Raw genomic sequence first — 24,469 nt, 5'->3', positions numbered from 1 at the left:
CGCACCCCTTTCCCGGACCCCGTACACCGGGCCCTTCGGGCCGCCTAACCTGCGGGCAGTACGTGCTTCGCCGCGATCGACTTCGCCGTGTCCGAGTCCGGGCCCGGCTGCGGGACGAAGATCGCCTCGCGGTAGTAGCGCAGCTCGGCGATGGATTCGCGGATGTCGGCGAGCGCCCGGTGGTTGCCGTTCTTGTCCGGGCTGTTGAAGTACGCCCGCGGATACCAGCGCCGGGCCAGCTCCTTGACCGAGGAGACGTCGACGATCCGGTAGTGCAGGAAGTTCTCCAGGGTCGGCATGTCCCGCAGCAGGAAGCCGCGGTCCGTGCCGACCGAGTTGCCGCACAGCGGGGCCTTGCGGGGCTCCTTCACGTGCTCACGGATGTAGTCGAGGACCTGCTCCTCGGCGGCGGCGAGCGTGGTGCCGCCGGACAGCTCGTCCAGGAGCCCCGAGGTGGTGTGCATCTGCCGCACCACCTCGGGCATGGTCTCCAGCGCTCCGTCCGGCGGGCGGATCACAATGTCCACACCTTCGCCGAGTACGTTCAGTTCCGAGTCGGTGACCAGGGCGGCCACCTCGATAAGTGCGTCATCCGTCAGCGAGAGCCCGGTCATCTCGCAGTCGATCCACACCATGCGATCGTTCATGCGCCCAACCCTACGGCGCGCTCCTCTGACCGGGGAGCGGCGTGCGTCCCGGCGCGTACACGTCGGCGTGCTGCTTGCCCGTGTCCATCGCCAGGGAGGCCGAGGCCCCGAAGGCGCCGGCCGCCGCCGTACGCCGGGTCTGGGCCGGGACCGGACCCGGGGACATGCCCGGATTGGGGCCCGGCGCGGAGCTGTGCCCTCCCGGGCCGCCAGGCCCGTCCGCCGAGACCACGGTGGGCGCGCCGGGCAGGCCCGCCGGGGCGCCCGGCGCTCCGGCGGTGCCGTCCAGACCGCGCTCGTTCTGCGGCCTGCGGGCCCGGTACGCGGCCCGGTAGGCGGCCGGCGAGGAGCCGAGCTGGCGCCGGAAGTGGCCGCGCAGCGCGACGGGCGAGCGGAAGCCGCAGCGCCCGGCCACCTCGTCCACGGAGTAGTCCGAGGTCTCCAGGAGCCGCTGCGCCTGGAGCACCCGCTGGGTGATCAGCCACTGCAGGGGAGCGCTCCCCGTGAGCGAGCGGAAGCGCCGGTCGAAGGTGCGGCGGCTCATATAGGCGCGGGCGGCGAGCGTCTCCACGTCGAACTGCTCGTGGAGGTGTTCGAGCGCCCAGGCGACCACCTCGGCCAGCGGGTCGGCGCCGATCTCCTCCGGGAGCGACCTGTCCAGGTAGCGCTCCTGGCCGCCCGCGCGGCGCGGTGGCACGACGAGCCTGCGGGCGAGAGCGCCCGCCGCCTCATTGCCGTGATCCGTGCGCACGATGTGCAGACAGAGATCGATTCCGGCCGCGGTTCCGGCCGATGTGAGTACGTCCCCGTCGTCGACGAACAGCTCGCGCGGGTCGACGTGGACGGACGGATAGCGTTTGGCGAGCGTCGGCGCGTACATCCAGTGCGTCGTCGCCGGTCGGCCGTCCAGTAAACCGGCCGCGGCCAGGACGAACGCGCCGGTGCACAGACCGACGATGCGGGCCCCTTCTTCGTGTGCCCGGCGCAGCGCGTCGAGTGCCTCCAGCGGTGGCGGCGACGTGATCGACCGCCAGGCCGGGACGACGACGGTGCCGGCTCGCGCGATGGCCTCCAGGCCATGCGGCGCGGTGAGTTCCAGCCCGCCCGTGGTGCGCAGCGGCCCCTCTTCCCCGGCGCATACGAGCAGCCGGTACCGGGGCACTCCCGCGTCCTGCCGGTCAATGCCGAACACGGAGAGTGGTATGGAACTCTCGAAGATGGGACCACCGCTGAAGAGCAGCACCGCGACGATTTCCCTACGGCGCCGCCCGGAGAGTTTCCGCGCCGCGGCTTCCTGCACGGCAGTGGAGTCGTGGCTCATGGCGCTAAGCCCCCCTCGGTCGTCGCGGCTCCCTGTTCTTGACGTGCTTGCTGGACCTGTCGCTCCTGCACGTTTCCCCTCGGTCCTCCACCAGTCCCCCGCCGTACTACAGTCAAGATCGAATCTACTGCGTCGTGTGACGCCGTCGTGACCAGTTCAGCACCCGGCGCATTGTCGACATGGCAACTTGGCGTGAAGCATTCGATCACGAAGCGTCGCACTCACGGGCCGTGCAGGGAAGTGCGCCTCGCCTCAGTGGCCGGTCAACGTAGGGTGCGGATGCCTTCTTCGCTCCTTTCACCCCTGGTGGGACGTGGGTTGACCCCCCGTTCGGCCAGGGAATGCGGACCAGCCGGAAGTTGGCTGAAAACATATGGGGGAGTGCGCCGGAATCAGTCAGTCAACCGGCGCGTTCGGCCCCGCGTGACGCCCGCCCCGGCGCGCCCCCGGAGCCGCCCCCGCGCGGCGTCCGGCGGCGGTCGGACGCCGCTCGACGAGGGCCCGCTCCGCCCCTCGCTCGGACTGCCTGAGGAGCACCCGGCACACCCCCGTCACGGCCGCGAGTCCCAGGGCCGAACCGGCCGCCCCGGCCAGCGAGGTCCCGTACCCGACGAGCACGACCGGGACGAGGACGCAGGAGAACGCCGCCCAGCGCACCACGTCGCTCGCCGACTCCTGCGGGAGCGCCCCCGGGGTCTCGGCGCCCCGGGGCCCGGCGGTCCCGGGGCCCCGGCGCTCGCGCGCCCCCTCGGGAGCGCGGCGTCGGGTGGTCGCTGCGGCGACTGGGGCGGCGGTGATCGGTCCTGGCACGGCGTACTCCCTGCGGCGGTGGTTTCGCACGTGGTGTCTGTTCCTGGGGATGTCTCCGAAAGAGTGGTTTCACGGGTTCAACGCGTGGCCATGCGGCCGGTCACTGGCCGGAAGGGGCCAGTGCGCGCGAACCGGGCGCAAACCGCCTGTACGGGGCAGCTGCCATTGCCATCCGAGCCCCGCTCATGCATGCTCCGGTGAACGCCGTGGGGCCGTGCGAAGGCCGTACCGAGGCCTCACGCGGGCAGCGCGAGCCGCTGCCGCGGCCCGGGAGATCCCCGGCCGGGACCTGGGCAGGAGAGGAGTGTCGCCGTACCCTTGGGGGTAAGGGGTTGGGAAGATGATTCCCGGACACGCGTCCGGTGACGGCCCGTGTGCGCCGAAGGCCGCAGGGCCCGACCCGCGCCGGATCCGCGCTCGACCAGCTCCCCGTACCGCACCCGGGAATCCGCGCACGACCCGATCCACCGCGCCGCACCACGGGCGCCGAAGCACTCGAAAAAAGCCGACCCTCCCACAGAGGACTCCTTCGCCGAGACACCGATGGCCGGTCACGAATTCTCCGAACCCGCGGACCGCAAGCGGCAGGTCGCCGATCCGACGACGACCCCCCAAGCGGCGGAAGAACCACGTCATTCCTGCGATCCCGCTTTCCGGCACGGCGTCGTCGTCGGCTTCGACGGCTCGACGTCCAGCGAACGGGCCCTCGCCTACGCGATCGGCATGGCGCACCGCTCCGGCTCCGGCCTGATCATCGTGCACGTCGCCAACCGCCTGCCCACCACGGTCTGGGCGGGCTGTGAGCCACCCGTCTTCGTGGACGTCCCCGACCACCGCACGGAGGTCCTCGGCCTCGAACTGGCCTGTGCGGAGTATCTGTCGGAAGTGCCCTGGATCCTCGTCGAGCGCGGCGGCGACATCTGCCACGAGCTCGAAGAGGTCGGCCGGGAGTACTCCGCGGACGCCATCGTCGTCGGCTCGACGCACGGCATCGTGGGGCGCATCTTCGGATCCGTCGCGGGCCGCCTCGCGCGCCGTGCGCAACGGCCCGTGGTCGTCATTCCGTAACGGCCCGCCGTCCCCCGTGGGATGAGGGTGTCGTGGCGTCAACTCCCGTGTCGCGGCGCATAAATCTACTCGTGCGTAGAGGTGGGTTGTGCCCTTGTGAAGGGTACGTACCGGTCGCCGGGGCACCGCGTCCCCGGCGACCGCACCGCACCACCGCACCTGCACGAAGGGAGCCCGCCGTGGACAAAGACGTCTCCGCGGGACGCAGCACCTCGACCCTCGGTCAGCTCGCTCTCGGACTCACCCTGCTGGCCTTCGGCCTCGGTCACACCGAAGTGATCGACGGCGTGACGGCGGCCGACGCCGTCGCCCTCGCCACCTATGTCGGCGGCATCGCGCTGTTCGTCGTGGGCATCCTCGCGCTGCGCGAGGAGAGGCTCACCGGCACCGCCTTCACCGGGCTCGGCGCGCTCTGGTTCACCTGGGGCGCCTCCGCCGACAGCCGGATCTCCGCGAACTCCGAGGGTCTGTTCCTGCTGCTCTTCGCACTCCTCGCCCTGACGCTCACCGCGGCGTCCGGCGGCTCCTCCCTGGTGCGCGGTACGTACGCCCTGATGTGCGCGGCCCTGCTGCTGCTCGCCGTCGCGCGGTTCGCCGACAGCGGCGGCCTGGCCAAGGCGGGCGGCTGGTGCGCGGCGGCGGGCGGCCTGCTCGCCTGGTACGGCGCGACGGCCGCCCTGGCGAACTGGCCGACGGCCCTGCCCGGGCGTCCTGCCGGCCGGGGGGTGACGGCCACCGGCTGAGGCAGGCACGGGCCGGGGTAATGGGCGACCCCGGTCCTGAAGGAGTGGCCCCCCGTGTGCTTGGTGGCACGCACGGGGGGCCACTCACGCGCGCGGCGCCTACTCCACGGTCACGGACTTCGCCAGGTTCCGCGGCTTGTCGATGTCCCGGCCGAGGGCCAGGGCGGTGTGGTAGGCGAGGAGCTGGAGCGGGATGCCCATGAGGATCGGGTCCAGCTCGTCCTCGTTCTTCGGCACGACGATGGTGTGGTCGGCCTTCTCCTGCTCCTGGTGGGCGACCGCGAGGATCCTGCCGCTGCGGGCCTTGATCTCCTCCAGGGCCGCGCGGTTCTTCTCCAGGAGGTCGTCGTCGGGGACGATCGCGACCGTCGGCAGGGCGGGCTCGATCAGGGCGAGCGGGCCGTGCTTCAGCTCGGACGCGGGGTAGGCCTCGGCGTGGATGTAGGAGACCTCCTTGAGCTTGAGGGAGGCCTCGCGGGCCACCGGATAGCCGCGCACCCGGCCGATGAACAGCATCGACTTGGCCTCGGCGAACTCCGCGGCGAGCTTCTTGATCTCGTCCTCGCGCGCCAGCATCTGCTCGATCTGCGCGGGCAGCTCGCGCAGGCCCGCGATGATCCGCTTGCCGTCGGCGACCGACAGGTCCCGGATGCGGCCCAGGTGCAGGGCGAGCAGCGCGAAGGCGACGGTGGTGTTGGTGAAGCACTTGGTGGAGACGACGCAGACCTCGGGGCCCGCGTGCACGTACACGCCCGCGTCCGCCTCGCGGGCGATCGCGGAACCGACCACGTTGACGATGCCGAAGACGCGGGCGCCCTTGCGCTTGAGCTCCTGCACGGCGGCGAGCACGTCGTACGTCTCACCGGACTGGGAGACGGCCACGTACAGGGTGTCGGGGTCGACGACCGCGTTGCGGTAGCGGAACTCGGACGCGGGCTCGGCGTCGGCGGGGATGCGGGCCAGCTCCTCGATCATCTGGGCGCCGATCATGCCCGCGTGGTACGAGGTGCCGCAGCCGAGGATCTTCACGCGCCGCACCTTGCGGGCGTCGTGGGCGTCCAGGTTCAGACCGCCGAGGTGCACGGTGGAGAAGCGGTCGTCGATGCGGCCGCGCAGGACGCGGTCCACGGCGTCGGCCTGCTCGAAGATCTCCTTGTGCATGTACGTGTCGTGGCCGCCCATGTCGTACGACTCGGCCTCCCACTCCACGGTGGTCGGCGAGGCCTGGGTGCTCGAGCCCTCGGTGGTGTACGTGCGGTAGTCGTCGGCCTTGAGGGTGGCCATCTCGCCGTCGTCGAGGGTGACGACCTGGCGGGTGTGGGAGACGAGCGCGGCGACGTCCGAGGCGACGAACATCTCCTTCTCGCCGATGCCGAGGACGACCGGCGAGCCGTTGCGGGCGACCACGATGCGGTCATTGAAGTCGGCGTGCATGACGGCGATGCCGTACGTGCCCTCGATGTGGCGCAGGGCCTCGCGGACCCGCTCCTCCAGGGTCTCGGCCCCGGAGCGCGCGATGAGGTGGGTGATCACCTCGGTGTCGGTCTCCGAGCGGAACTCCGCGCCGTCGGCGAGCAGCTTGGCGCGCAGCTCGGTGGCGTTGTCGATGATGCCGTTGTGGACGACGGCGACCTTGTTCTCGGCGTCGAGGTGGGGGTGGGCGTTCTCGTCGGAGGGGGCGCCGTGGGTGGCCCAGCGGGTGTGGGCGATGCCGGTGGTGCCGGTGAAGCGCTTGGGGACGCGGGCCTCCAGATCGCGGACGCGGCCCTTGGCCTTGACCATCTTCAGGCCGGTGGCCTTGGGGCTGGTGATGACGATGCCCGCGGAGTCGTAGCCGCGGTACTCCAGGCGCTGGAGGCCCTCCAGGAGGAGCGGGGCGACGTCACGCTTGCCGATATATCCGACGATTCCGCACATAAGGGTCCCTTGGGTGTGGTGGGGATGGTCTAGCCGTAGACGATGCGGCGCAGCTGTCTGAGCGAGAGCTCGGGCGGTGCCACGGCGCGGTAGCGCAGGTCCGCCGCGATCCGCTCGAAGATCTCCGTGTTCACCAGGCCCTGACCCTGGAGTTCACGGTGGCGGCGGCGGACGTACGCCTCGGTCGTCTCGTCGAAGTACGCGAGCACGTCCTGGATCACCCGGAGCGCTTCGCCGCGCTGGAGCTGGGTGGAGCGCGTCAGGTGATCGACAAGGTCTTCGTGCACCCGTTGATCCTGGATTACACAGGGTCCTTGCGCAAGAATCCTGCCCGGAATCGGGCAGGATTCGCTCGATTGCTGGCTGCCTGGCTGATTCCTGGGTCACATGCGCTTCAGGACCGCCTGCTTGGCCGCCGCGAACTCCTCGTCCGTGAGGATGCCGCCGCGGTGCAGCTCGCCCAGCTCCCGCAGTCGGCGCAGGAGTGCGTCGTGGTCGTCCTCGGCCGGCGACGCGGGGGCCGGCGCGGGGGTGGGCGCGGCCGTCGTCGTGAGCTGCTCGGGCGCGGGGGCCTGCGCCGTGGGGCGCGCCGGGTGCGGGAGCCGGGCCTGGACGGCCGCCGCGACCAGGGCCATCAGCGGGTCCTTCTTGAAGCCCCACAGCTCCACCGAGTTCGGGTCGTACTTCGGCGGGGCCTTGGTCGGCGCGTTCCGCACGGTGAAGCGGAGGTAGCCGTTCTCCAGGCCTATCGCGGGCTGCCACTCGACGGCGGCGACATCGGCGAGCGCGATCGTACGGGTGCCCGCGGCGGCCTTGGCCTCCTCCGTCTTCCAGTTCCACTCCAGGCGGACGGTCTCCCCGTCGAAGCTCACGGTGGCGTCGCCCGCGGACACCTGGAGCGGCACGGACGGGCCGGTCAGCAGATACGCGTCACAGCCCGCGGCCGGGACCTGTTCGAGCAGCAGGGCGTTGCGCAGCTCGTCGACCACGTACTCGGCGACGCCGTACCGGTCGGGCTCCACCGCGAGCTGGTACGGGTCGGAGGCGTCAGCGAGCTTGCCCGCCGTCGCCTGGAGCAGCGGATCGGCGCCGTCGCGCAGGCGCAGCCGAAGTCGCCCGCTCTTCTTGCCCTGTTCGAAGGCGACCCCCGCCAAGGCCTGGAGCGGAAGCGTGAGTTCGCCCAGGCTCTTGCGCAGCAGCGAAACGCCTTTGTCGCGCCCCGGCACGAGCCGCAGCGTCACTCCGTCGAAGGTCCAGGTCCCGTCACGCTGGATGATTTCCGCCATGCGGCGATTCTCGCACCGCGACCCTGGTCAGGTGGTCTACACCTTGACCCGGCCTGGGGTGCGCGGTACGCATGGTGACGGTTCGACCACGTCACATCCGCGTTGCCCGTCGAAGGGACCCGCTTGTGAGAAAGGACCACAGACCGACACGTGTCATCGGTGCACTGCTCCTCATCGCCGCCGGCCTCTCGACCGCGGCCGCCGCGCCGGGCGGCGGGAGCGAGCCTCTGCCCGCGCCCACCCCGCTCGGCCGGATCATCCCCGCGCCCCTGAAGGCCGAGGCGTCCGGGCCCGGTTACGAGATCACCGCCAAGACCCGCATCCGGGTCGGCCCCCGCCCCGAGGAGCGGCGCGTCGGCGAGTACCTCGCGCGGCTGCTCCGCCCCGCCACCGGCTTCCGGCTGCCCGTGACCGACCGCCCGGGCGGCGACGGCATCCGGCTGCGCGTCAGCACCGGGAGCGCCGAGAAGGCCCTCGGCGGCGAGGGCTACCGGCTGGTCTCCGAGCGCCGCTCCCTCACCCTCACCTCCTGGTCGGGAACCGGCCTCTTCCACGGCGTCCAGACGGTGCGCCAGCAGCTGCCCGCAGCCGTCGAGCGGACGTCGCGGCAGCACGGCCCGTGGCGGATCGCGGGCGGCACCATCGAGGACGCCCCGCGCTACGCCTACCGCGGGGCCATGCTGGACGTGGCCCGCCACTTCTTCCCCGTGGACCAAGTCAAGCGCTACGTCGACCAGTTGGCGCTCTACAAGATGAACACGCTGCATCTGCACCTGAGCGACGACCAGGGCTGGCGCATCGCCGTCGACTCCTGGCCCCGCCTGGCCACGTACGGCGGCTCCACACAGGTCGGCGGCGGCCCCGGCGGCCACTACACCAAGGAGCAGTACCGGGAGATCGTCTCCTACGCGGCCTCGCGGGGCCTCGAAGTGATCCCCGAGATCGACATGCCCAGCCACACGAACGCCGCGCTCGCCTCCTACGCAGAGCTGAACTGCGACGGCGTGGCACCGCCCCTGTACACGGGCACGGAGGTCGGCTTCAGCTCGCTGTGCGTGAAGAAGGACGTCACGTACGACTTCGTGGACGACGTGATCCGCGAGCTCGCCGCGCTCACCCCCGGCCGCTACCTCCACATCGGGGGCGACGAGGCGCACTCCACGAGCCCCGAGGACTTCGTGGCGTTCATGGAGAAGGTCCAGCCGATCGTCACCAAGTACGGCAAGACCGTGCTCGGCTGGCACCAGCTGACCGCGGCGAAGCCGGTGCCGGGCGCCGTCGCCCAGTACTGGGGCTACGACCGCACCGGGCAGGCCGAGCGCGACCAGGTCGTGCGGGCGGCGCGGAACGGCACCGCGCTCGTGCTCTCGCCCGCCGACCGGTCCTATCTCGACCACAAGTACGACAAGGACACCCCGCTCGGCCTGAAGTGGGCCGGGTACGTGGACGTGCGGCGGGCCTACGACTGGGACCCGGGCACGTATCTGCCGGGCGCTCCGGCCGACGCGGTCCTCGGTGTCGAGGCGCCGCTGTGGACGGAGACCCTGTCGACGCCCGCCCACCTCGACTACATGGCGTTCCCGCGCCTGCCCGGCATCGCCGAGCTGGGGTGGTCGCCCGCCGCGAGCCACGGCTGGGAGCCGTACCGGGCGCGGCTCGCGGAGCAGGCCCCGCGCTGGGACGCCCTCGGCATCGGCTACTTCAGGTCACCGCAGGTGCCCTGGCCCGCGCGGTGAGCCGCTGACGCCGGCGCGTACGGAGACGGGGCTCCGGAGGACCGTACTCCGGAGCCCCGCCCGGTCTTCAGGGGCGCGGGGCCGCGCTCATACCGGTGCTCCCGCCGTCAGGGCGGGCCGGGCGGCCACGGCCCGGCGGACGACGGCCGCGTCGAACCGCTCGCGGGTGCAGAAGCAGAGCAGGACCCGTCCCTCCGGCCCGTCGGCCTCGCACCCGGGCACGAAGCCCGCGACCTCGTGGAGCTCCTGCGCGGCGTGGTCGGCGACGTCGGTCGCGACCACGACCCGCGCCGTCCGGGGGTCCGCGAAGAGGTGCTCCAGGACCGTGGTCAGCGCCGCCTGGCCGAAGCCCTCGACGTGGTCCGCGCCCGGCGCGACCAGGAAGCGCAGGCCGACGTCGCCGGGCTCGGGCTCGTGGGCGTCGGCGAGTTCGACGTGGCGCGGGTCGTAGCGCTCCACCAGGAACGCGGGCTCGCCGTCGCGCAGACCGACGAACGCGTCGTGGTGCTCCTCGGCCGCGACGTGCATGTACGCGCGCTCGACCTCGTGGAGCCGCGCGCCCCACAGCGGCCAGAACACGGACCGGGGGTGCGTCATCCAGGGGTGGATCAACTGGGCGTCCGTGAACGGGTCGAGCGGACGCAGCGTGAGGGTTCCGAAGGTACTCATACGGCGAACTCCTGGAACGCGGTGGGCTCATCGGCGGGGTGGACCTCGCGGCCGAGCAGCTCACGGATGATGGACGCGTTGCGGTACGGGGCCGTGCCCGGGTCCGAGCCGTGCGCGTCCCAGCGGACGCGCTCGCGCACGGGCTCCAGGAAGTCCGGCGTCCGGTACCGGTGGCCGGTGGCGAGGACCAGGCCCTCGGTGGTGAGCGTGACGTCCTCGCCCCGCTCCCGGTGGCGCAGGCCGAGGGTGTACGTGCCGTGCTCGTAGCGGGCCCTGGTGAGGGTGGAGCGGGTGAGCAGGCGCGAGGGGACGGGCCCTTCCAGGCCCTTCTGGTGCAGCAGGTCGAGGATCGCGTCGAGCAGCCCGGTGTGCTCGGGCGGCAGCAGGCGCGGGGCTTCGGTGACCCAGTCGAGCCGGTAGCCGTGGACGTCCATGTCCGTGAGGAGGTCGTAGTAGACCTCCGCCGCGCCCCGCCCGTCGCCGACGACCGTGATCTGGTTCTTCTTCTGGAGCTCCGCCTTCTGCTCCGGGTAGCGCGAGGCGTGGACGAAGTCGCCGCCGAGCTTCGCGCAGGCATCGGGCACGTACGGCGTGCTGCCTGTGTCGAGGGCGAGGTGCCGGGCGCGCAGGACGTCGCCCACGGAGGTGGCGACGGCGTACACGTCGTTCTCGTACGTCACCCGCGTCACGGTCGTGCCGAAGCGCACGGACGTGAGGCGGGCGGCGGCCCAGCGGCAGTAGGCGTCGTACTCGGCGCGCAGCGGGTAGAGGCTCTCGCGGCGGTGGAACGCGTACAGGCGGCCCGACTCCTGCAGGAAGTTGAGGAAGGAGTACCGCGACGTGGGGTCGGCGAGCGTCACCAGGTCGGACAGGAAGGGCGTCCGCGGGCGGGCGCCCTCCAGGGGCGTCCCGGAGCGCCGGACGACGTCGGACGCGTCGGGGCCCGGCGTGAGGAACAGGGCGGTCAGCTCGTCGAGGGGCTCGGTGAGGCAGGCGAGGCCGAGGTTGGCGGGGCCGAGGCCGATCCCGATGACGTCGTACGGCTCGCGGGGGTCAGCTGGCGCGGTCAAGGCTCTCTCCCAGGTACTGCTCGGCGTGACCGGCGATCAGGTCGAGCACGGCGGCGAGATCGGCGGCCGTGGTCTCCGGGTTGCGCAGGGCGAGCTTCAGATAGCGGCGCTCGCCCGCCCGCGCGCCCGCGACCACCGCGTCACCGGAGGCGAACAGGGCCTTGCGGGCGTACAGGTTGGCGCGGTCGATGTCGGCGGGGGAGCAGATCGCGGCCGGGATGTAGCGGAAGACGAGGGTGGCGAGCTGGGGTTCGGCGACGACGTCGAAGCGCGGGTCGGCGGCGATGAGGTCGAAGCCGCGGGCGGCGGTGGAGCAGACCTCGTCGAAGAGGTCGCCGACGGCGTCCGCGCCCATGACGCGCAGCGTCAGCCAGAGTTTCAGGGCGTCGAAGCGGCGGGTGCCCTGGAGGGATTTCCCGGCCTGGCCGGGGACGCGCTCCTGTGCGGCGCGGCGCGGTTCCGGGTGGTCGGTGAGGTCCGTGGCGTGCCGCAGCGTCGCCGCGTCGCGGACGAGGAGCGCGGCGCAGCCGGCCGGCTGGAACAGGGACGCGTGGAAGTCGACCGTCACCGAGTCGGCGCGCTCGATGCCGTCGAGGAGGTGCCGCCGGGTGCGCGAGACGAGCGGTCCGCAGCCGTGCGCGGCGTCCACGTGCAGCCGGACGCCGTGGCGCGCGCACACCTCGGCGATCTGCGGCAGCGGGTCGATCGAGCCGAAGTCCGCGGTGCCCGCCGAGGCGACGACGGCCATCGGGACCAGGCCCTCGCGCGCACAGCGCTCCAGCTCGCGGACGAGCGCCACGGTCTGCATGCGCCCCGCCCGGTCGGTGCGGACGGCGATGACGGCGTCCGGCCCGAGGCCGAGGAGTTTCGCCGCCTTCCGGATGCCGGGGCGGGCGCCCGCGGAGGTGAGGACGCGCAGCCTGCGCGGGTCGTCCGTCCCGGCCTCCTCGCGGGCGAGCAGCAGCGCCTGGAGGTCGGCCTGGTCGCCGCCGGAGGTGAACACGCCGTCGGCGGCGGGGCCGAGCCCGGCGCGCTCGGCCGCCCAGTCGATCAGGCGCCGCTCGATGAGGGTGCCGCCCGTGGACCGGTCCCAGGTGTCGAGCGAGGAGTTCACGGCGGACAGCACGGCCTCGCCGAGGACGGCCGGGATGACGACGGGGCCGTCGCCGCCCGCGAGGTGGCGGGGGTGGTGGAAGTGGACCGCGTCGCGCAGATACAGCTCTTCGAGCTCGTCGAGGGCGGCTACGGTGTCGTGCAGCGGGGCGTCGAGGTCGACGGCGGCGACGCGGGGGGACAGCTCGTCGGCCTGGACGCCGGTGAAGGGCCGGGAGGCGGCGGCGACCGTGGCGGCCACGCGCTCGACCCCTTCGGTCACGGAGGCGCGGTACCGCTCGGTGGTCGTGTCGTTGAGCAGGTGCGAGCGCATGGACGGTCCTCCAGGTGAGGGGACGGGGGTCGCGCCCCGGGGCAGGGCACAGCGGGGAGGAATCCGGGGCGCGACGTCGAACTAAGGTTAGCCTAACCTAAGTTCAAATCAAGGGTGCTGGAGGGGTCGGCGCGGCGGGCGGTGCGGACGTGGCGGCGGCCTCTCGCGGGCCTCGTACGGACCTCATACGGGCAGAGCCGCCCTCTCCGCGGGGCGGAGGGGCGGCTCTGTACGGGGTGCGGGCGCGGGTCAGGAGACCTTCTTGGCCTTCTCGATCGCCTCGGCGAGGTCCTCCAGGATCGGCGCGCACTTGGCGTAGGAGAAGATCGGCTCCGTCACGCGCGGGATGACCTGTCCGGCCTTCACCGCGGGCAGCTTGCCCCAGGTGGGCTTCTGCTTCTCCAGGCCCTCGGGCTGCAGGGCGGAGGTGCGGTTGTCCATCATGATGACGTCGGCCCCGTACTGGTCGACGTTCTCCCAGGACAGGTTCTCGAACCAGCCGCCGCTCGCCTTCAGGGCCTTCGCGGGCGGCTCGACGAGGTTCACGCCGAGGGCCTTGAAGTACTCCAGGTCCGCGGAGAGGTTGGAGCCGGAGACGTAGAAGATGTCCGCGCTCGCCGAGCCCACCAGGACCTTGATCTCCGGGCGGGACTTCGCGGCCTTGCGCAGCCGCTCCGACGCGGCCTCGAAGCGCTTCTTCGCCTTGACGACCTTGTCGGCCTTCACGTCCGCGCCGAGCGACTCCGCGAGCGAGAGCAGCCGCTCCAGGGGCTTGGTCAGCTGGCGGTCGTACACCGAGACGCCGACGCTCGGGGCGAGCTTGAGGATCTTGTCCTTGGACGCCTCGGGGACGTACCAGAGCGTGCCCTTGTCGTCGAACATGGTCGAGATCAGGACATCCGGCTGGAGGCCCACGTACTTCTCGATGTTGAACTGGTCCCACGCGTTGCCGAGGATCGTCAGCTTGCTGATGTCCATGTCGCCGGCCTGGACGTCGGGCTTGCCGTCCTTGGTCTTCGTCGGGCCGAAGACGCCCTTGACCTCGATGCCGTAGTCGTAGAGGGCGGCGGCGACGCCGGTGAACGCGACGATGTTCTTCGGCGTGGAGTCCTTCCTGGCCGTCTGGCCGCGGTCGTCCTTGAACGACCAGGGGCCGCTGTCCGTGGAGCCGCCGCCGCTCTTGCCGCCGCCCTTCTTCTCGTCCCCGCAGGCCGCGAGGACGGCCGTCAGGCCGAGGGCGCCGCCCGCGGCGAGGATGCCGCGGCGGGAGGGCTGGGGGAGACGGGGCATGGGGGTCTCTGCTTTCGTGCGTGCGGAAGCCGCCAGCAGGCACTGGCCGGAAATCGTGCTTAGGTTAACCTAACCTTCCCTGGCTGCCGACCCCAGGCCCCCACCTCCCGAACCTCCCCGTCATCGCGGGTGGGCGGGAGAGGGGAGCGCCCCTAGCTCGTCAGGCCCAGCTCGCGGGCGATCAACATGCGCTGGACCTCGCTCGTGCCCTCGCCGATCTCCAGGATCTTGGAGTCGCGCCACATGCGGGCCACGGGGTACTCGTTCATGAAGCCGTAGCCGCCGTGGATCTGGGTGGCCTCGCGGGCGTTGTCGACGGCGATCGTCGAGGAGTAGAGCTTGGCGAGCGCCGCCTCCTTCTTGAAGGGCTCCCCGGCGACCAGGCGGGACGCCGCGTCGCGCCAGGCGAGGCGGGAGGTGTGCGCCTTCATCTCCATGTCGGCGATCTTGAACTGGATGGCCTGGTTGGAACCGATCGGCCGCCCGAAGGTGTGCCGCTCCTTGGCGTACTTCACGGACTGGTCCACACAGCCCTGGGCCAGCCCGGTGGCGAGCGCCGCGATGGCGACGCGGCCCTCGTCGAGGATGCGCAGGAACTGGGCGTAGCCGCGGCCCTGCTCGCCGAGGAGGTTGGCCCGGGGTACGCGGACGTCGGCGAAGGACAGCTCCCGGGTGTCCGACGCGTTCCAGCCGACCTTGGAGTACGGCGCCGCCACCGTGAAGCCCGGCGTACCGGACGGCACGATGATCGAGGAGATTAGCGGCCTGCCGTCGTCGGTGCGGCCGGTGACGGCCGTGACCGTGACCAGGCCCGTGATGTCGGTGCCGGAGTTGGTGATGAAGCACTTCGTGCCGTTGATGACCCATTCCCCGGTGGCCTCGTCCAGGCGCGCCGTCGTCCGGGTGCCGCCCGCGTCCGAGCCCGCGCCGGGCTCGGTGAGCCCGAACGCGCCGAGCAGCTCGCCCGAGCAGAGCCGCGGCAGCCAGGTGCGCTTCTGCTCGTCCGTGCCGAAGAGGTGCAGCGGCATGGCGCCGAGCGAGACGCCCGCCTCCAGGGTGATCGCGACGGAGGAGTCGACGCGCGCCAGCTCCTCGAGGGCGATGCCGAGCGCCAGGTAGTCGCCGCCCATGCCGCCGTACTCCTCCGGGAACGGCAGGCCGAACAGGCCCATGCGGCCCATCTCGCGCACGATCTCGTACGGGAACTCGTGCCGCTCGTAGTGGTCGCCGATCTTCGGGGCGACCACGTCGTTCGCGAACTCCTCGACGGTGCGCCGGAGTTCCTCGTGCTCGGGGGTGAGGCGGTGGTCCATGGAGATCACGACTCCTTGTGGGAGAGGGCACGCACGGTGCGCGACGGGCTCGGTCGGCCCAACTGGGTGGCCATCCACACGCTGGTGTCGGTGAGACGGCCGAGGTCGACCCCGGTCTCGATGCCGAGGCCGTGCAGCATCCACACGAGGTCTTCGGTGGCGAGGTTGCCGGTGGCGCTCTTCGCGTACGGGCAGCCGCCGAGGCCGCCCGCGGACGCGTCGACGGTGGTTACGCCGTGCTGGAGCGCGGCGAGGGTGTTGGCGAGCGCCTGGCCGTACGTGTCGTGGAAGTGCACGCCGATCCGGTCCGTCGGCACGCCCTGTTCGTCGAGCGCGGCGAGCAGCGCCAGGACGTGGCCCGGCGTGGCCACGCCGATGGTGTCGCCGAGGCTCAGCTCGTCACAGCCCATGTCGAGAAGGGCCTTGCAGACGCGGACGACCTGGGGGATCGGCACCGGGCCCTCCCACGGGTCGCCGAAGCACATGGACAGGTAGCCCCGCACGTGCACCCGCTCGTGCGCGGCCTCCGCCGCCTTGGCGCGGGCCACCACCGGCTCGAACATCGCCAGGGCCTCGTCCACCGTGCGGTTCAGATTGGCCTGGGCGAAGGACTCGGTGGCGCTGGCGAACACGGCGACGCGGCGGGCGCCGAGCGCGAGGGCGCGGTCCAGGCCGCGGTCGTTGGGGACCAGGACCGGCAGGTGCACCCCCTCGATGTCACCGAGCAGCGGGAACAGCCGCTCGGCGTCGGCCAGTTGGGGCACCCACTTGGGGTGCACGAAGCTCGTCGCCTCGACGGTGGTCAGGCCCGCGGCGGCCAGGCGGTGTACGAACTCCGCCTTGACCTCGGTGGGGACCGTCGCCTTCTCGTTCTGCAGGCCGTCGCGGGCGCCCACCTCGTGGATGCGGACCCGGGGCGGCAGGCCCCGGGCTGGTACGGCCATGGGCAGGCCGGGGGCGGTCATGACTCCTCCTCCACGCTCTCGTCGGGGACCACCACGGCCAGGACCTGGTCCATGGCGACCGTGCTGCCCGGGGTGACGTCGAGCTCGGTGACGGTGCCCGCGTGCGGGGCGGAGATGACGTGCTCCATCTTCATCGCCTCCACGACGAGGAGGCTCTGGCCCGCGGCCACGCGGTCGCCGGGGGCGACCTTGACGACGGTGACGGTGCCGGGCATCGGGGCGGTCAGGGCGTCGGCTCCCGCGTGGGTCGCGCCGGTGAGCGCGGCCTCCACCGGGTCGTGGTCCCGGACCTCCCAGGCGTCGCCGTCCCGGCCGAGCCAGTCACCCGCGCGGTGGTAGCGGTGGCGGCGGGGCGATGCCTCCCCGAGCTCCCCGAGGTCCACCTCGGTGCCGCCGTCGGCCGCGCGGCGGGTGCGGACGACCACGGGGTCGTGCCCCGGCACCCGGAGGTGGTGCGCCGTCCACGCGGCCTCGCCCCCGAGGCGCCAGCCGCTGGGCACCGAGAAGGGGTCGACCCAGCCGGTCGCGGCGGGGGCGGCGGCCCGCGCGAGGGCCGCGGCCTCGTACACCTCGGCCGGTACGCCGGCGGCGACCAGGCCCTCGGCCTCCCGCTCGACCAGGCCGGTGTCGAGGTCGCCCGCCGCCACCGCCGGGTGGGCGAGGAGGCGGCGCAGGAAGCCGGTGTTGGTCGGCACGCCCAGGATGACCGTGTCCGCGAGGGCCGCGCGCAGCTTGCGCAGCGCCGTCGCCCGGTCCGGGCCGTACGCGATGACCTTGGACAGCATCGGGTCGTACAGGCTGCCGACCTCCGTGCCCTCGCTGAGGCCGGAGTCGGTGCGCACGCCGTCGCCGGAGGGCTCGCGCAGGAGCAGGACCGTGCCGCCGGAGGGCAGGAAGCCGCGCGTGGGGTCCTCGGCGCAGACGCGGGCCTCGACGGCGTGCCCGGTCAGGCGCACGCCGTCCTGACCGAAGGGCAGATGCTCGCCCGCCGCGACCCGGAGCTGCCACTCCACCAGGTCGAGCCCGGTGATCAGCTCGGTGACCGGGTGCTCCACCTGGAGGCGGGTGTTCATCTCCATGAAGTAGTACGAGGACGGGTCGCTGCCGGGGACGATGAACTCGACCGTGCCCGCGCCGACGTAGCCGCAGGAGCGCGCGGCCTCGACGGCGGCGGCGCCCATCGCGGCGCGCGTCTCCTCGTCGAGGAGGACGCTCGGCGCCTCCTCGATGATCTTCTGGTGGCGGCGCTGGAGGGAGCACTCGCGCTCGCCCAGGTGCACCACGTTGCCGTGGGCGTCGGCGAGGACCTGGATCTCGATGTGCCGGGGGCGGTCGACCCAGCGCTCCACGAGGAGGGTGTCGTCGCCGAAGGAGGCGCGCGCCTCGCGCCGCGCGGCGGCGATCTCCTCGCCGAGCAGCGCGGCGTCGCGGACCAGGCGCATGCCCTTGCCGCCGCCGCCCGCGGAGGGCTTGAGGAGGACCGGCGTGCCGATCTCCCGCGCGGCGGCCACCAGTTGCTCGTCGGTCAGGCCGCTGCCGGACGAGCCCGGCACCACGGGCACCCCGGCCGCGCGCACGGTCTCCTTGGCGCGGATCTTGTCGCCCATGAGGTCGATCGCGGCGGCGGGCGGCCCGATGAAGGCGAGCCCGGCGTCCGCGCAGGCCTGCGCGAAGGCGGCGTTCTCCGCGAGGAAGCCGTAGCCCGGGTGGACGGCCCGGGCGCCGGAAGAGGCGGCGGCCGCGAGGAGGCGCTCCGCCGAGAGATAGCTCTCGGCGGCGGGCGCCGGGCCGAGCCGCACGGCCGTGTCGGCCTCCCGCACGTGCCGGGCGTCGGCGTCCGCGTCGGAGAAGACGGCCACCGAGCGGACGCCGAGGGAGCGCAGCGTGCGGATGACGCGCACGGCGATCTCGCCCCGGTTGGCGACAAGGACTGTCTCGAACATGCTCATCCCGTCCGTACCCCTCACATCCGGAAGACGCCGAAGCCGCGGTCGCCCAGCGGGGCCCCGGCACACGCGGTCAGGGCCAGGCCGAGCACCTGGCGGGTCTCCAGCGGGTCGATGACGCCGTCGTCCCACAGGCGTGCCGTGGCGTAGTAGGCGTTGCCCTGCTGTTCGTACTGGGCGCGGACGGGGGCCTTGAAGGCCTCCTCGTCGTCCTGCGACCACTGCTCGCCGCGCGCTTCGAGCTGGTCGCGCTTGACGGTGGCGAGCACGGACGCGGCCTGCTCGCCGCCCATCACGGAGATCTTGGCGTTCGGCCACATCCACAGGAAGCGGGGTGAATAGGCCCGGCCGCACATGGAGTAGTTGCCCGCCCCGTACGAGCCGCCGACCACGACGGTCAGCTTGGGCACGCGGGCGCAGGCCACGGCTGTGACCATCTTGGCGCCGTGCTTGGCGATGCCGCCCGCCTCGTAGTCCCGGCCGACCATGAAGCCGCTGATGTTCTGGAGGAACACCAGCGGGATGCCGCGCTGGTCGCACAGCTCGATGAAGTGGGCGCCCTTCTGGGCGGACTCGGAGAACAGGATGCCGTTGTTGGCGACGATGCCCACCGGGTGGCCGTGGATGTGGGCGAAGCCGGTGACGAGCGTCTGGCCGTACTCCGCCTTGAACTCCGCGAAGCGGGAGCCGTCGACCACGCGCGCGATGACCTCGCGCACGTCGTACGGGGTGCGGGAGTCCACCGGCACCGCGCCGTACAGACCGAGGGGGTCGACCTTCGGCTCCTCGACGGGCCGCACCTCCCAGGGCAGCTGTCCGCGCGCGGGGAGCGTGGAGACGATCGTGCGCACGATGCGCAGCGCGTGCGGGTCGTCCTCCGCGAGGTGGTCGGTGACGCCGGAGACGCGGGAGTGGACCTCGCCGCCGCCGAGCTCCTCGGCGGTGACGACCTCGCCCGTGGCGGCCTTCACCAGGGGCGGGCCGCCCAGGAAGATCGTGCCCTGGTTGCGGACGATCACGGCCTCGTCGCTCATCGCCGGGACGTACGCCCCGCCGGCCGTGCAGGAGCCGAGCACCGCGGCGATCTGCGGGATGCCCGCGCCCGACATCCGCGCCTGGTTGTAGAAGATCCGCCCGAAGTGCTCGCGGTCGGGGAAGACCTCGTCCTGCATCGGCAGGAAGGCGCCGCCGGAGTCCACCAGGTACAGACACGGCAGGCGGTTCTCCAGGGCGATCTCCTGGGCCCGCAGGTGCTTCTTGACCGTCATCGGGTAGTACGTGCCGCCCTTGACGGTGGCGTCGTTGGCGACGATCACGCAGTCGCGGCCGCTGACCCGGCCGATACCCGCGATGACACCGGCCGCCGGGGCGTCGCCGCCGTACATCCCGTCCGCCGCGAGCGGGGCCAGCTCCAGGAACGGCGAGCCCGCGTCGAGCAGCGCGTCGACGCGGTCGCGCGGCAGCAGCTTGCCGCGCGCCACGTGCCGCTGCCGGGCGCGCTCGCCGCCGCCGAGCCTGGCCGCGGCGAGCTTGGCGCGCAGTTCGGCCAGGAGTGCGGCGTGCGCCGACTCGTTCGCCCGCCAGGCTTCCGAGGCGGGGTCCGCCGCGCTCGTGAGGACCGGTGCCTGTTGCATCCGCTTGTGCTCCCCGGGTTAGTGAGCGTTAACGTCTGCCCTTAGGTTAACGACCGCTAACGGCGCTGTCTAGAATTGTTTCCATGGCCACCAGGACCGACGCCCCCACCCGCCGCGAGCAGATCCTCAAGGAAGCCGCCCGGCTCTTCGCCGAGCGCGGTTTCCACGGCGTCGGCGTGGACGAGATAGGAGCCGCCGTCGGCATCAGCGGGCCCGGTCTGTACCGCCACTTCGCGGGCAAGGACGCGATGCTCGCCGAGCTGCTCGTCGGCATCAGCGAGCGGCTCCTCACCGGCGGCAAGCGCCGCTCCGCGGAGGCCGCGGGCTCGCCGGACGCCGCCCTGGACTCGCTCATCGAGGGCCACATCGACTTCGCCCTGGACGACCGCCCGCTCATCACTCTCCACGACCGCGAGCTGGACCGCCTCCGGGACAGCGACCGCAAGATGGTGCGCCAGCTCCAGCGGCAGTACGTGGAGCTGTGGGTGGCCACCGTCCGCGAGGTCTATCCCGGTCTGCCCGAGGCCGAGGCCCGCGCGTCCGTCCACGCGGTCTTCGGCCTCCTGAACTCGACCCCGCACCTGGGCCGCCCTGGAGCCCTGCCGGGCCGGGACGCCATGGCGGACCTGCTGCACCGGCTCGCCCGGGGAGCGCTGGGAGCGGCGGCGGAGGGCCGCCGGTAACGCTTCTGGCTCTGGACGGTCACAGTGACCCACGGGTAACGTCGATGAGCAAGCGCTTAGTCGTGCCTGTCATCGAGGGAGTCCAACCGTGCGGCGCACTGTTTTCAATGAGGACCACGAGGCATTCCGGGAGACCGTCAGGGCCTTCATCGAGGCCGAGGTCGTGCCCGTGTACGACGACTGGTACGCGGCGGGCCAGGCGCCCCGCGACTTCTACTACAAGCTCGCCGAGCTCGGGGTCTTCGGCATCCGCGTCGAGGAGGAGTACGGCGGCGCGGGCATCGACTCGCACAAGTTCGAGGCGGTCATGTACGAGGAGACGGCCCGCGCGGGCGTCTCCTTCGGCGGCTCCGGCGTGCACGTCCTGCTCGGCCTGCCGTACCTCCAGATGCTCGCCACCGACGAGCAGAAGAAGCGCTTCCTGCCCAAGTTCGTCTCCGGCGAGGAGATGTGGGCCCTTGCCATGACCGAGCCGGGCACCGGCTCCGACGTCGCGGGCATGAAGACCACCGCCAGGCTCTCCGAGGACGGCACGACTTACGTCCTCAACGGCGCCAAGACCTTCATCACCGGCGGTGTGCACGCCGACCGCGTGATCGTCTGCGCCCGCACCGCCGCGCCGCGCGAGGACGACCGCCGCTTCGGCATCTCGCTGTTCGCCGTCGACACCAAGTCCGCGGGCTACTCCGTCGGCCGCAAGCTCGACAAGCTCGGCCTGAAGGTCTCCGACACCGCCGAGCTGGCCTTCGTCGACGTCGAGGTGCCGGTCGACGACCTGCTCGGCGAGGAGAACAAGGGCTTCGCCTACCTCGGCCACAACCTGGCGTCCGAGCGCTGGGGCATCGCCTTCGGCGCCTACGCGCAGGCCAAGGCCGCCGTCCGGTTCGCCAAGGAGTACGTCCAGGAGCGCACGGTCTTCGGCAAGTCCGTCGCCTCCTTCCAGAACACCAAGTTCGAACTGGCCGCCTGCCAGGCCGAGGTGGACGCCGCGGAGGCCGTCGCCGACCGCGCCCTCGAAGCCCTGGACGCGGGCGAGCTGACCCCGGCCGAGGCCGCGTCCGCGAAGCTCTTCTGCACCGAGGTCGCCCACCGCGTCATCGACCGCTGCCTCCAGCTCCACGGCGGCTACGGCTTCATGAACGAGTACCCGATCGCCCGCCTGTACGCCGACAACCGCGTCAACCGCATCTACGGCGGCACCAGCGAGGTCATGAAGATGATCATCGCGAAGTCGATGGGTCTGTAAGTCCGCGCATGAGCCGGGAACTTCAGGACCTCCTCGACCTGCTCGACCTGGAGCGGGTCGAGGAGGACATCTTCCGGGGCACGAGCCGCTCGGCCCTGGTGCCGCGCGTCTTCGGCGGGCAGGTCGCGGCCCAGGCGCTTGTCGCGGCGGGCCGTACGGTGCCCGACAGCCGGCCCGCCCACTCCCTGCACGCCTACTTCCTGCGGCCCGGCGACCCCGGCGTGCCCATCGTCTACACCGTCGACCGCATCCGCGACGGGCGCTCCTTCACCACCCGCCGCGTCGTCGCCGTGCAGCACGGCCAGCCGATCTTCCATCTGTCGGCGTCCTTCCAGGCGTACGAGGAAGGGCTCGAACACCAGGTGGGGATGGTCGCGGCGCCCGACCCGGAGACGCTGCCCACGGCCGCAGAGGCGCTGCCCCTGCACTTGCCGCCGGACGTCGCCCGGCGCCTGGTCGAGGCGCGCGCCGCGGTCGACCTGCGGTACGCGGACCTGCCGCCGTGGGGCACGGTGGGCCGCCCCCGGGAGCCGCGCTCGCAGGTCTGGTTCCGTACGAACGGCAAGCTCGACGGGGAGCACGCGGGATCGCTGCTCCACCTGTGCCTGGCCACCTACGTGTCCGACATGACGCTGCTCGACTCGGTGCTGCTCGCGCACGGGCGCGGCGGCTGGGCCGTCGGGGACGTGGTGGGCGCGTCCCTTGACCACGCGATGTGGTTCCACCGGCCCTTCCGGGCGGACGAGTGGCTCCTCTACGACCAGGAGTCCCCGTCGGCGGGCGGCGGGCGCGGCCTGGGGCAGGGGCGGATCTGGACGAGGGACGGGAAGCTGGCGGTGACCGTGATCCAGGAGGGCGTGGTCCGGGTTCCCCGCGGCTGAGGTTTCCCCTCAATTCCGGCATACTGCCCCACCATGGGTGAACCCGCGGAACCCGCAGCCGAAAGCACCTTCACCGTTCTCGTCGCCGCCCTGGCCAACCTCGGCATCGCCGTCGCCAAGGCCGTCGCCGGGGTCGTCAGCGGATCCAGCGCGATGCTGTCGGAGGCGGCGCACTCCGTGGCCGACACCGTCACGGAGCTGATGCTGCTCCTCTCGCTGAAGAGCGCGCGGCGCCCCGCCGACGAGGACCACCCGCTCGGCTACGGCGGCGCGCGCTACGTCTGGGCGCTGCTCGCCTCCGTCGCCACCTTCGTCGGCGGCGGCGTCTTCGCCCTCTACGACGGGATCCACACCCTCACGCACGGCGAGGAGCCCGGCGACCCGCTCGTCTCGTACGTCGTCCTCGGGATCGCCTTCCTCCTGGAGGGCTACTCGCTGCGCACCGGCCTGAAGCAGGCGCGCGGCGCGGCCGAACGGTTCGACGTGCGCGTCGAGCACTATCTGCGGCACACCCCCGACACCGCGGTGAAGGCGGTCGTGATGGAGGACTCCGCCGCGCTCGCGGGCCTCGTGCTCGCCGCGGGCGGCCTGCTCGGCGGCCAGCTCACCGGCTCGGGCGTCTGGGACGGCGTCGCCTCGCTCGCCATCGGCGTACTGCTCGTGTACGTCGCCTGGGTCCTCGGACACGCCAACGCGGAACTGCTCATCGGCCGCCCCCTGCCGAAGCCGGTGCGCGAGCGGGTGCGCGCCGAACTCCTCGCGGACCCGCACGTGGTGGACGTCCTGGAGCTGACCACGCTGCTCCAGGGGCCGCGGGAGGCGCTCGTCGCGGCCAAGGTGAACTTCCGTGACGTGTCCACGGCCGCGGAGGTCGAGCGGGCCTGCGACCGCATGGCCCGCCGCCTCCAGGCCCGCTTCCCCGCGGTGCGCCGGGTGTACCTGGACCCGACGCCGGGCCCGGATCAGGCCTGCGCAAGCCCCGCCGCGTCGAGCAGATAGGCCGTCATCGGGTCGTAGAAGCGCGGGCTCGTCACGTGGTCGTCCAGGGGGACCGTCACCTGGAGCGTGCCCTCGGCCTCCGCGATGAACAGGGCCGGGTCGTTGCAGTCCGCGTAGCCGACGGAGTCGATGCCGCGCTGGCCCGCCCGGCCCGCCCAGCCGTGGTCGGCGACGACCAGGTCCGGCAGGGGGCGCTCCGCGCGCAGCAGGCCGTCCAGGACCGCGTTCATCGGCTCCGGCGAATGCGTGTGCCACAGGGTCGCGCCGCGCTCCAGGACGGCCACGTCCGCGAACTGGAAGAGGAAGCCCTCGTCCGCCGTCAGACCGTCCGGGATGACGACGATCTCGCAGCCCGCGGCGCGCAGCGCGGCCGCCGTCGCCCGGTGCACGTCGAGCAGGCCTCCGGGGTGGCCGGTCGCGAACAGGACGCGCTCCTTGGCGTCGGCGGCCTTGCGAAGGCGGCCCGCCATCCGCTCCAGGGCGTCGACCGTCAGCTCCGGGTCGATGGTGTCCTGGCCCTGGCGGTGCTGCGGGTCGTCGATCACGCCGCAGCGTTCGGCCATCACCGCGAGCACGTCCTGCTCGTCGCTCCAGCGGTCGCCGAGTTCCAGGCCGAGCCAGTAGTGACGGTCGCCGTTCGCGAGCTTGCGGTAGTGGGAGAGGTTGTTCTCGCGGGGCGTGGCCACGTCTCCCGCTATGCGGGTGCGGACGAGGTGGTCTACGAGCGCTGCGCGGGTCGGTGTCGGCATGGGTCCATTGTGCCGTCGGCCCTGCGGGCCGGGCGGGGTGCGGGTCGTCTGTCGGGTGCGGCTCCGCCGG

22 protein-coding genes are annotated in these 24,469 nt (G+C 72.3%); 7 read left to right on the top strand and 15 right to left on the bottom strand.

Going from position 1 to position 24,469, the window contains the following annotated elements; translation table 11 throughout:
• Positions 1-44: 44 nt before the first annotated feature.
• From orn to CP982_RS16570, 3 genes are all read right to left on the bottom strand, one after another.
• Positions 45-647: an oligoribonuclease gene (gene orn, locus CP982_RS16580; protein ID WP_150511258.1), complete on the bottom strand. Its 603-nt coding sequence runs from the start codon at positions 645-647 to the stop codon at positions 45-47.
• Between the two features lie 10 nt (positions 648-657).
• A complete protein-coding gene (locus tag CP982_RS16575) occupies positions 658-1,968 on the bottom strand; it encodes a helix-turn-helix domain-containing protein (protein ID WP_150511257.1) in 1,311 nt (436 codons plus the stop codon).
• A 396-nt stretch (positions 1,969-2,364) separates the two neighbouring features.
• Entirely contained in the window at positions 2,365-2,628 is a 264-nt protein-coding gene (locus CP982_RS16570; protein ID WP_150515519.1) for a hypothetical protein, read from the bottom strand.
• Positions 2,629-3,321: 693 nt separating this feature from the next.
• Here CP982_RS16570 and CP982_RS16565 point away from each other — a divergent pair.
• The gene (locus CP982_RS16565; RefSeq protein WP_150511256.1) at positions 3,322-3,846 is read left to right on the top strand and encodes a universal stress protein; all 525 of its coding nucleotides are present in this window, start codon (positions 3,322-3,324) and stop codon (positions 3,844-3,846) included.
• 179 nt (positions 3,847-4,025) lie between these two features.
• The gene (locus tag CP982_RS16560) at positions 4,026-4,589 is read left to right on the top strand and encodes a GPR1/FUN34/YaaH family transporter (protein WP_150511255.1); all 564 of its coding nucleotides are present in this window, start codon (positions 4,026-4,028) and stop codon (positions 4,587-4,589) included.
• 99 nt (positions 4,590-4,688) lie between these two features.
• Here the strand turns inward: CP982_RS16560 and glmS are convergent, their stop codons facing one another.
• From glmS to CP982_RS16545, 3 genes are all read right to left on the bottom strand, one after another.
• Positions 4,689-6,506: a glutamine--fructose-6-phosphate transaminase (isomerizing) gene (glmS, locus tag CP982_RS16555; protein WP_150511254.1), complete on the bottom strand. Its 1,818-nt coding sequence runs from the start codon at positions 6,504-6,506 to the stop codon at positions 4,689-4,691.
• Between the two features lie 29 nt (positions 6,507-6,535).
• Positions 6,536-6,793 (bottom strand): hypothetical protein, encoded by a 258-nt coding sequence (locus tag CP982_RS16550; protein WP_144003572.1) that lies wholly within the window; start codon positions 6,791-6,793, stop codon positions 6,536-6,538.
• A gap of 96 nt (positions 6,794-6,889) precedes the next feature.
• Complete coding sequence (locus CP982_RS16545; protein ID WP_150511253.1) at positions 6,890-7,792, bottom strand: DUF4429 domain-containing protein; 903 nt, start codon at positions 7,790-7,792, stop codon at positions 6,890-6,892.
• A 125-nt stretch (positions 7,793-7,917) separates the two neighbouring features.
• Here CP982_RS16545 and CP982_RS16540 point away from each other — a divergent pair, with 125 nt between their 5' ends.
• Entirely contained in the window at positions 7,918-9,528 is a 1,611-nt protein-coding gene (locus tag CP982_RS16540) for a beta-N-acetylhexosaminidase (RefSeq protein ID WP_229879165.1), read from the top strand.
• An 87-nt stretch (positions 9,529-9,615) separates the two neighbouring features.
• Here CP982_RS16540 and CP982_RS16535 read toward each other — a convergent pair whose 3' ends face one another.
• From CP982_RS16535 to CP982_RS16500, 8 genes are all read right to left on the bottom strand, one after another.
• Complete coding sequence (locus CP982_RS16535; protein WP_150511251.1) at positions 9,616-10,197, bottom strand: GNAT family N-acetyltransferase; 582 nt, start codon at positions 10,195-10,197, stop codon at positions 9,616-9,618.
• Entirely contained in the window at positions 10,194-11,267 is a 1,074-nt protein-coding gene (locus CP982_RS16530) for a SidA/IucD/PvdA family monooxygenase (RefSeq protein WP_150511250.1), read from the bottom strand. The genes CP982_RS16535 and CP982_RS16530 overlap by 4 nt, the downstream gene beginning before the upstream one ends.
• On the bottom strand, positions 11,251-12,693 hold the full coding sequence (locus tag CP982_RS16525) for a pyridoxal phosphate-dependent decarboxylase family protein (protein ID WP_150511249.1): 1,443 nt from the start codon (positions 12,691-12,693) through the stop codon (positions 11,251-11,253). Before CP982_RS16525 ends, CP982_RS16530 begins: the two co-directional genes overlap by 17 nt.
• A gap of 249 nt (positions 12,694-12,942) precedes the next feature.
• Positions 12,943-13,983, bottom strand: a complete 1,041-nt coding sequence (locus CP982_RS16520) for an ABC transporter substrate-binding protein (RefSeq protein WP_150511248.1) — start codon at positions 13,981-13,983, stop codon at positions 12,943-12,945.
• Positions 13,984-14,135: 152 nt separating this feature from the next.
• A complete protein-coding gene (locus tag CP982_RS16515) occupies positions 14,136-15,296 on the bottom strand; it encodes an acyl-CoA dehydrogenase family protein (RefSeq protein WP_150511247.1) in 1,161 nt (386 codons plus the stop codon).
• Positions 15,297-15,301: 5 nt separating this feature from the next.
• On the bottom strand, positions 15,302-16,261 hold the full coding sequence (locus CP982_RS16510; protein WP_150511246.1) for a hydroxymethylglutaryl-CoA lyase: 960 nt from the start codon (positions 16,259-16,261) through the stop codon (positions 15,302-15,304).
• A complete protein-coding gene (locus tag CP982_RS16505) occupies positions 16,258-18,204 on the bottom strand; it encodes an acetyl/propionyl/methylcrotonyl-CoA carboxylase subunit alpha (RefSeq protein WP_150511245.1) in 1,947 nt (648 codons plus the stop codon). Before CP982_RS16505 ends, CP982_RS16510 begins: the two co-directional genes overlap by 4 nt.
• Before the next feature lie 20 nt (positions 18,205-18,224).
• Positions 18,225-19,841 carry a carboxyl transferase domain-containing protein gene (locus tag CP982_RS16500; RefSeq protein WP_150511244.1) on the bottom strand — a complete coding sequence of 539 codons (1,617 nt, stop codon included), beginning with the start codon at positions 19,839-19,841 and terminating at the stop codon, positions 18,225-18,227.
• An 83-nt stretch (positions 19,842-19,924) separates the two neighbouring features.
• Between CP982_RS16500 and CP982_RS16495 the strand changes: the two genes are divergently transcribed.
• The 4 genes from CP982_RS16495 to CP982_RS16480 all read left to right on the top strand — a co-directional run bounded on the left by CP982_RS16495 (position 19,925) and on the right by CP982_RS16480 (position 23,650).
• On the top strand, positions 19,925-20,524 hold the full coding sequence (locus tag CP982_RS16495) for an SACE_7040 family transcriptional regulator (RefSeq protein WP_150511243.1): 600 nt from the start codon (positions 19,925-19,927) through the stop codon (positions 20,522-20,524).
• An 88-nt stretch (positions 20,525-20,612) separates the two neighbouring features.
• Complete coding sequence (locus CP982_RS16490) at positions 20,613-21,770, top strand: acyl-CoA dehydrogenase family protein (protein WP_150511242.1); 1,158 nt, start codon at positions 20,613-20,615, stop codon at positions 21,768-21,770.
• An 8-nt stretch (positions 21,771-21,778) separates the two neighbouring features.
• Positions 21,779-22,651, top strand: coding sequence for an acyl-CoA thioesterase (locus CP982_RS16485; protein ID WP_150511241.1), 873 nt, complete (start codon positions 21,779-21,781; stop codon positions 22,649-22,651).
• A 33-nt stretch (positions 22,652-22,684) separates the two neighbouring features.
• Complete coding sequence (locus CP982_RS16480) at positions 22,685-23,650, top strand: cation diffusion facilitator family transporter (protein WP_150511240.1); 966 nt, start codon at positions 22,685-22,687, stop codon at positions 23,648-23,650.
• Here the strand turns inward: CP982_RS16480 and CP982_RS16475 are convergent.
• Entirely contained in the window at positions 23,614-24,399 is a 786-nt protein-coding gene (locus CP982_RS16475) for a phosphatase (RefSeq protein ID WP_150511239.1), read from the bottom strand. The genes CP982_RS16480 and CP982_RS16475 overlap by 37 nt on opposite strands.
• Between the last annotated feature and the right edge of the window lie 70 nt (positions 24,400-24,469).

Origin of the sequence: Streptomyces spectabilis (assembly GCF_008704795.1) — a bacterium.
Taxonomy (GTDB): domain Bacteria; phylum Actinomycetota; class Actinomycetes; order Streptomycetales; family Streptomycetaceae; genus Streptomyces; species Streptomyces spectabilis.
The sequence above is the reverse complement of the archived record's forward strand: the minus strand, read 5'-3'. Positions and strand labels throughout refer to the sequence as shown.

Bases quoted from the DNA above. Each gene is read 5' to 3' on its own strand.
- orn (WP_150511258.1), bottom strand. From the start codon at position 647: ATGAACGATCGCATGGTGTGGATCGACTGCGAGATGACCGGGCTCTCG.
- CP982_RS16575 (WP_150511257.1), bottom strand. From the start codon at position 1,968: ATGAGCCACGACTCCACTGCCGTGCAGGAAGCCGCGGCGCGGAAACTC.
- CP982_RS16565 (WP_150511256.1), top strand. From the start codon at position 3,322: ATGGCCGGTCACGAATTCTCCGAACCCGCGGACCGCAAGCGGCAGGTC.
- glmS (WP_150511254.1), bottom strand. From the start codon at position 6,506: ATGTGCGGAATCGTCGGATATATCGGCAAGCGTGACGTCGCCCCGCTC.
- CP982_RS16545 (WP_150511253.1), bottom strand. From the start codon at position 7,792: ATGGCGGAAATCATCCAGCGTGACGGGACCTGGACCTTCGACGGAGTG.
- CP982_RS16535 (WP_150511251.1), bottom strand. From the start codon at position 10,197: ATGAGTACCTTCGGAACCCTCACGCTGCGTCCGCTCGACCCGTTCACG.
- CP982_RS16525 (WP_150511249.1), bottom strand. From the start codon at position 12,693: ATGCGCTCGCACCTGCTCAACGACACGACCACCGAGCGGTACCGCGCC.
- CP982_RS16520 (WP_150511248.1), bottom strand. From the start codon at position 13,983: ATGCCCCGTCTCCCCCAGCCCTCCCGCCGCGGCATCCTCGCCGCGGGC.
- CP982_RS16515 (WP_150511247.1), bottom strand. From the start codon at position 15,296: ATGGACCACCGCCTCACCCCCGAGCACGAGGAACTCCGGCGCACCGTC.
- CP982_RS16510 (WP_150511246.1), bottom strand. From the start codon at position 16,261: ATGACCGCCCCCGGCCTGCCCATGGCCGTACCAGCCCGGGGCCTGCCG.
- CP982_RS16505 (WP_150511245.1), bottom strand. From the start codon at position 18,204: ATGTTCGAGACAGTCCTTGTCGCCAACCGGGGCGAGATCGCCGTGCGC.
- CP982_RS16500 (WP_150511244.1), bottom strand. From the start codon at position 19,841: ATGCAACAGGCACCGGTCCTCACGAGCGCGGCGGACCCCGCCTCGGAA.
- CP982_RS16495 (WP_150511243.1), top strand. From the start codon at position 19,925: ATGGCCACCAGGACCGACGCCCCCACCCGCCGCGAGCAGATCCTCAAG.
- CP982_RS16485 (WP_150511241.1), top strand. From the start codon at position 21,779: ATGAGCCGGGAACTTCAGGACCTCCTCGACCTGCTCGACCTGGAGCGG.
- CP982_RS16480 (WP_150511240.1), top strand. From the start codon at position 22,685: ATGGGTGAACCCGCGGAACCCGCAGCCGAAAGCACCTTCACCGTTCTC.
- CP982_RS16475 (WP_150511239.1), bottom strand. From the start codon at position 24,399: ATGCCGACACCGACCCGCGCAGCGCTCGTAGACCACCTCGTCCGCACC.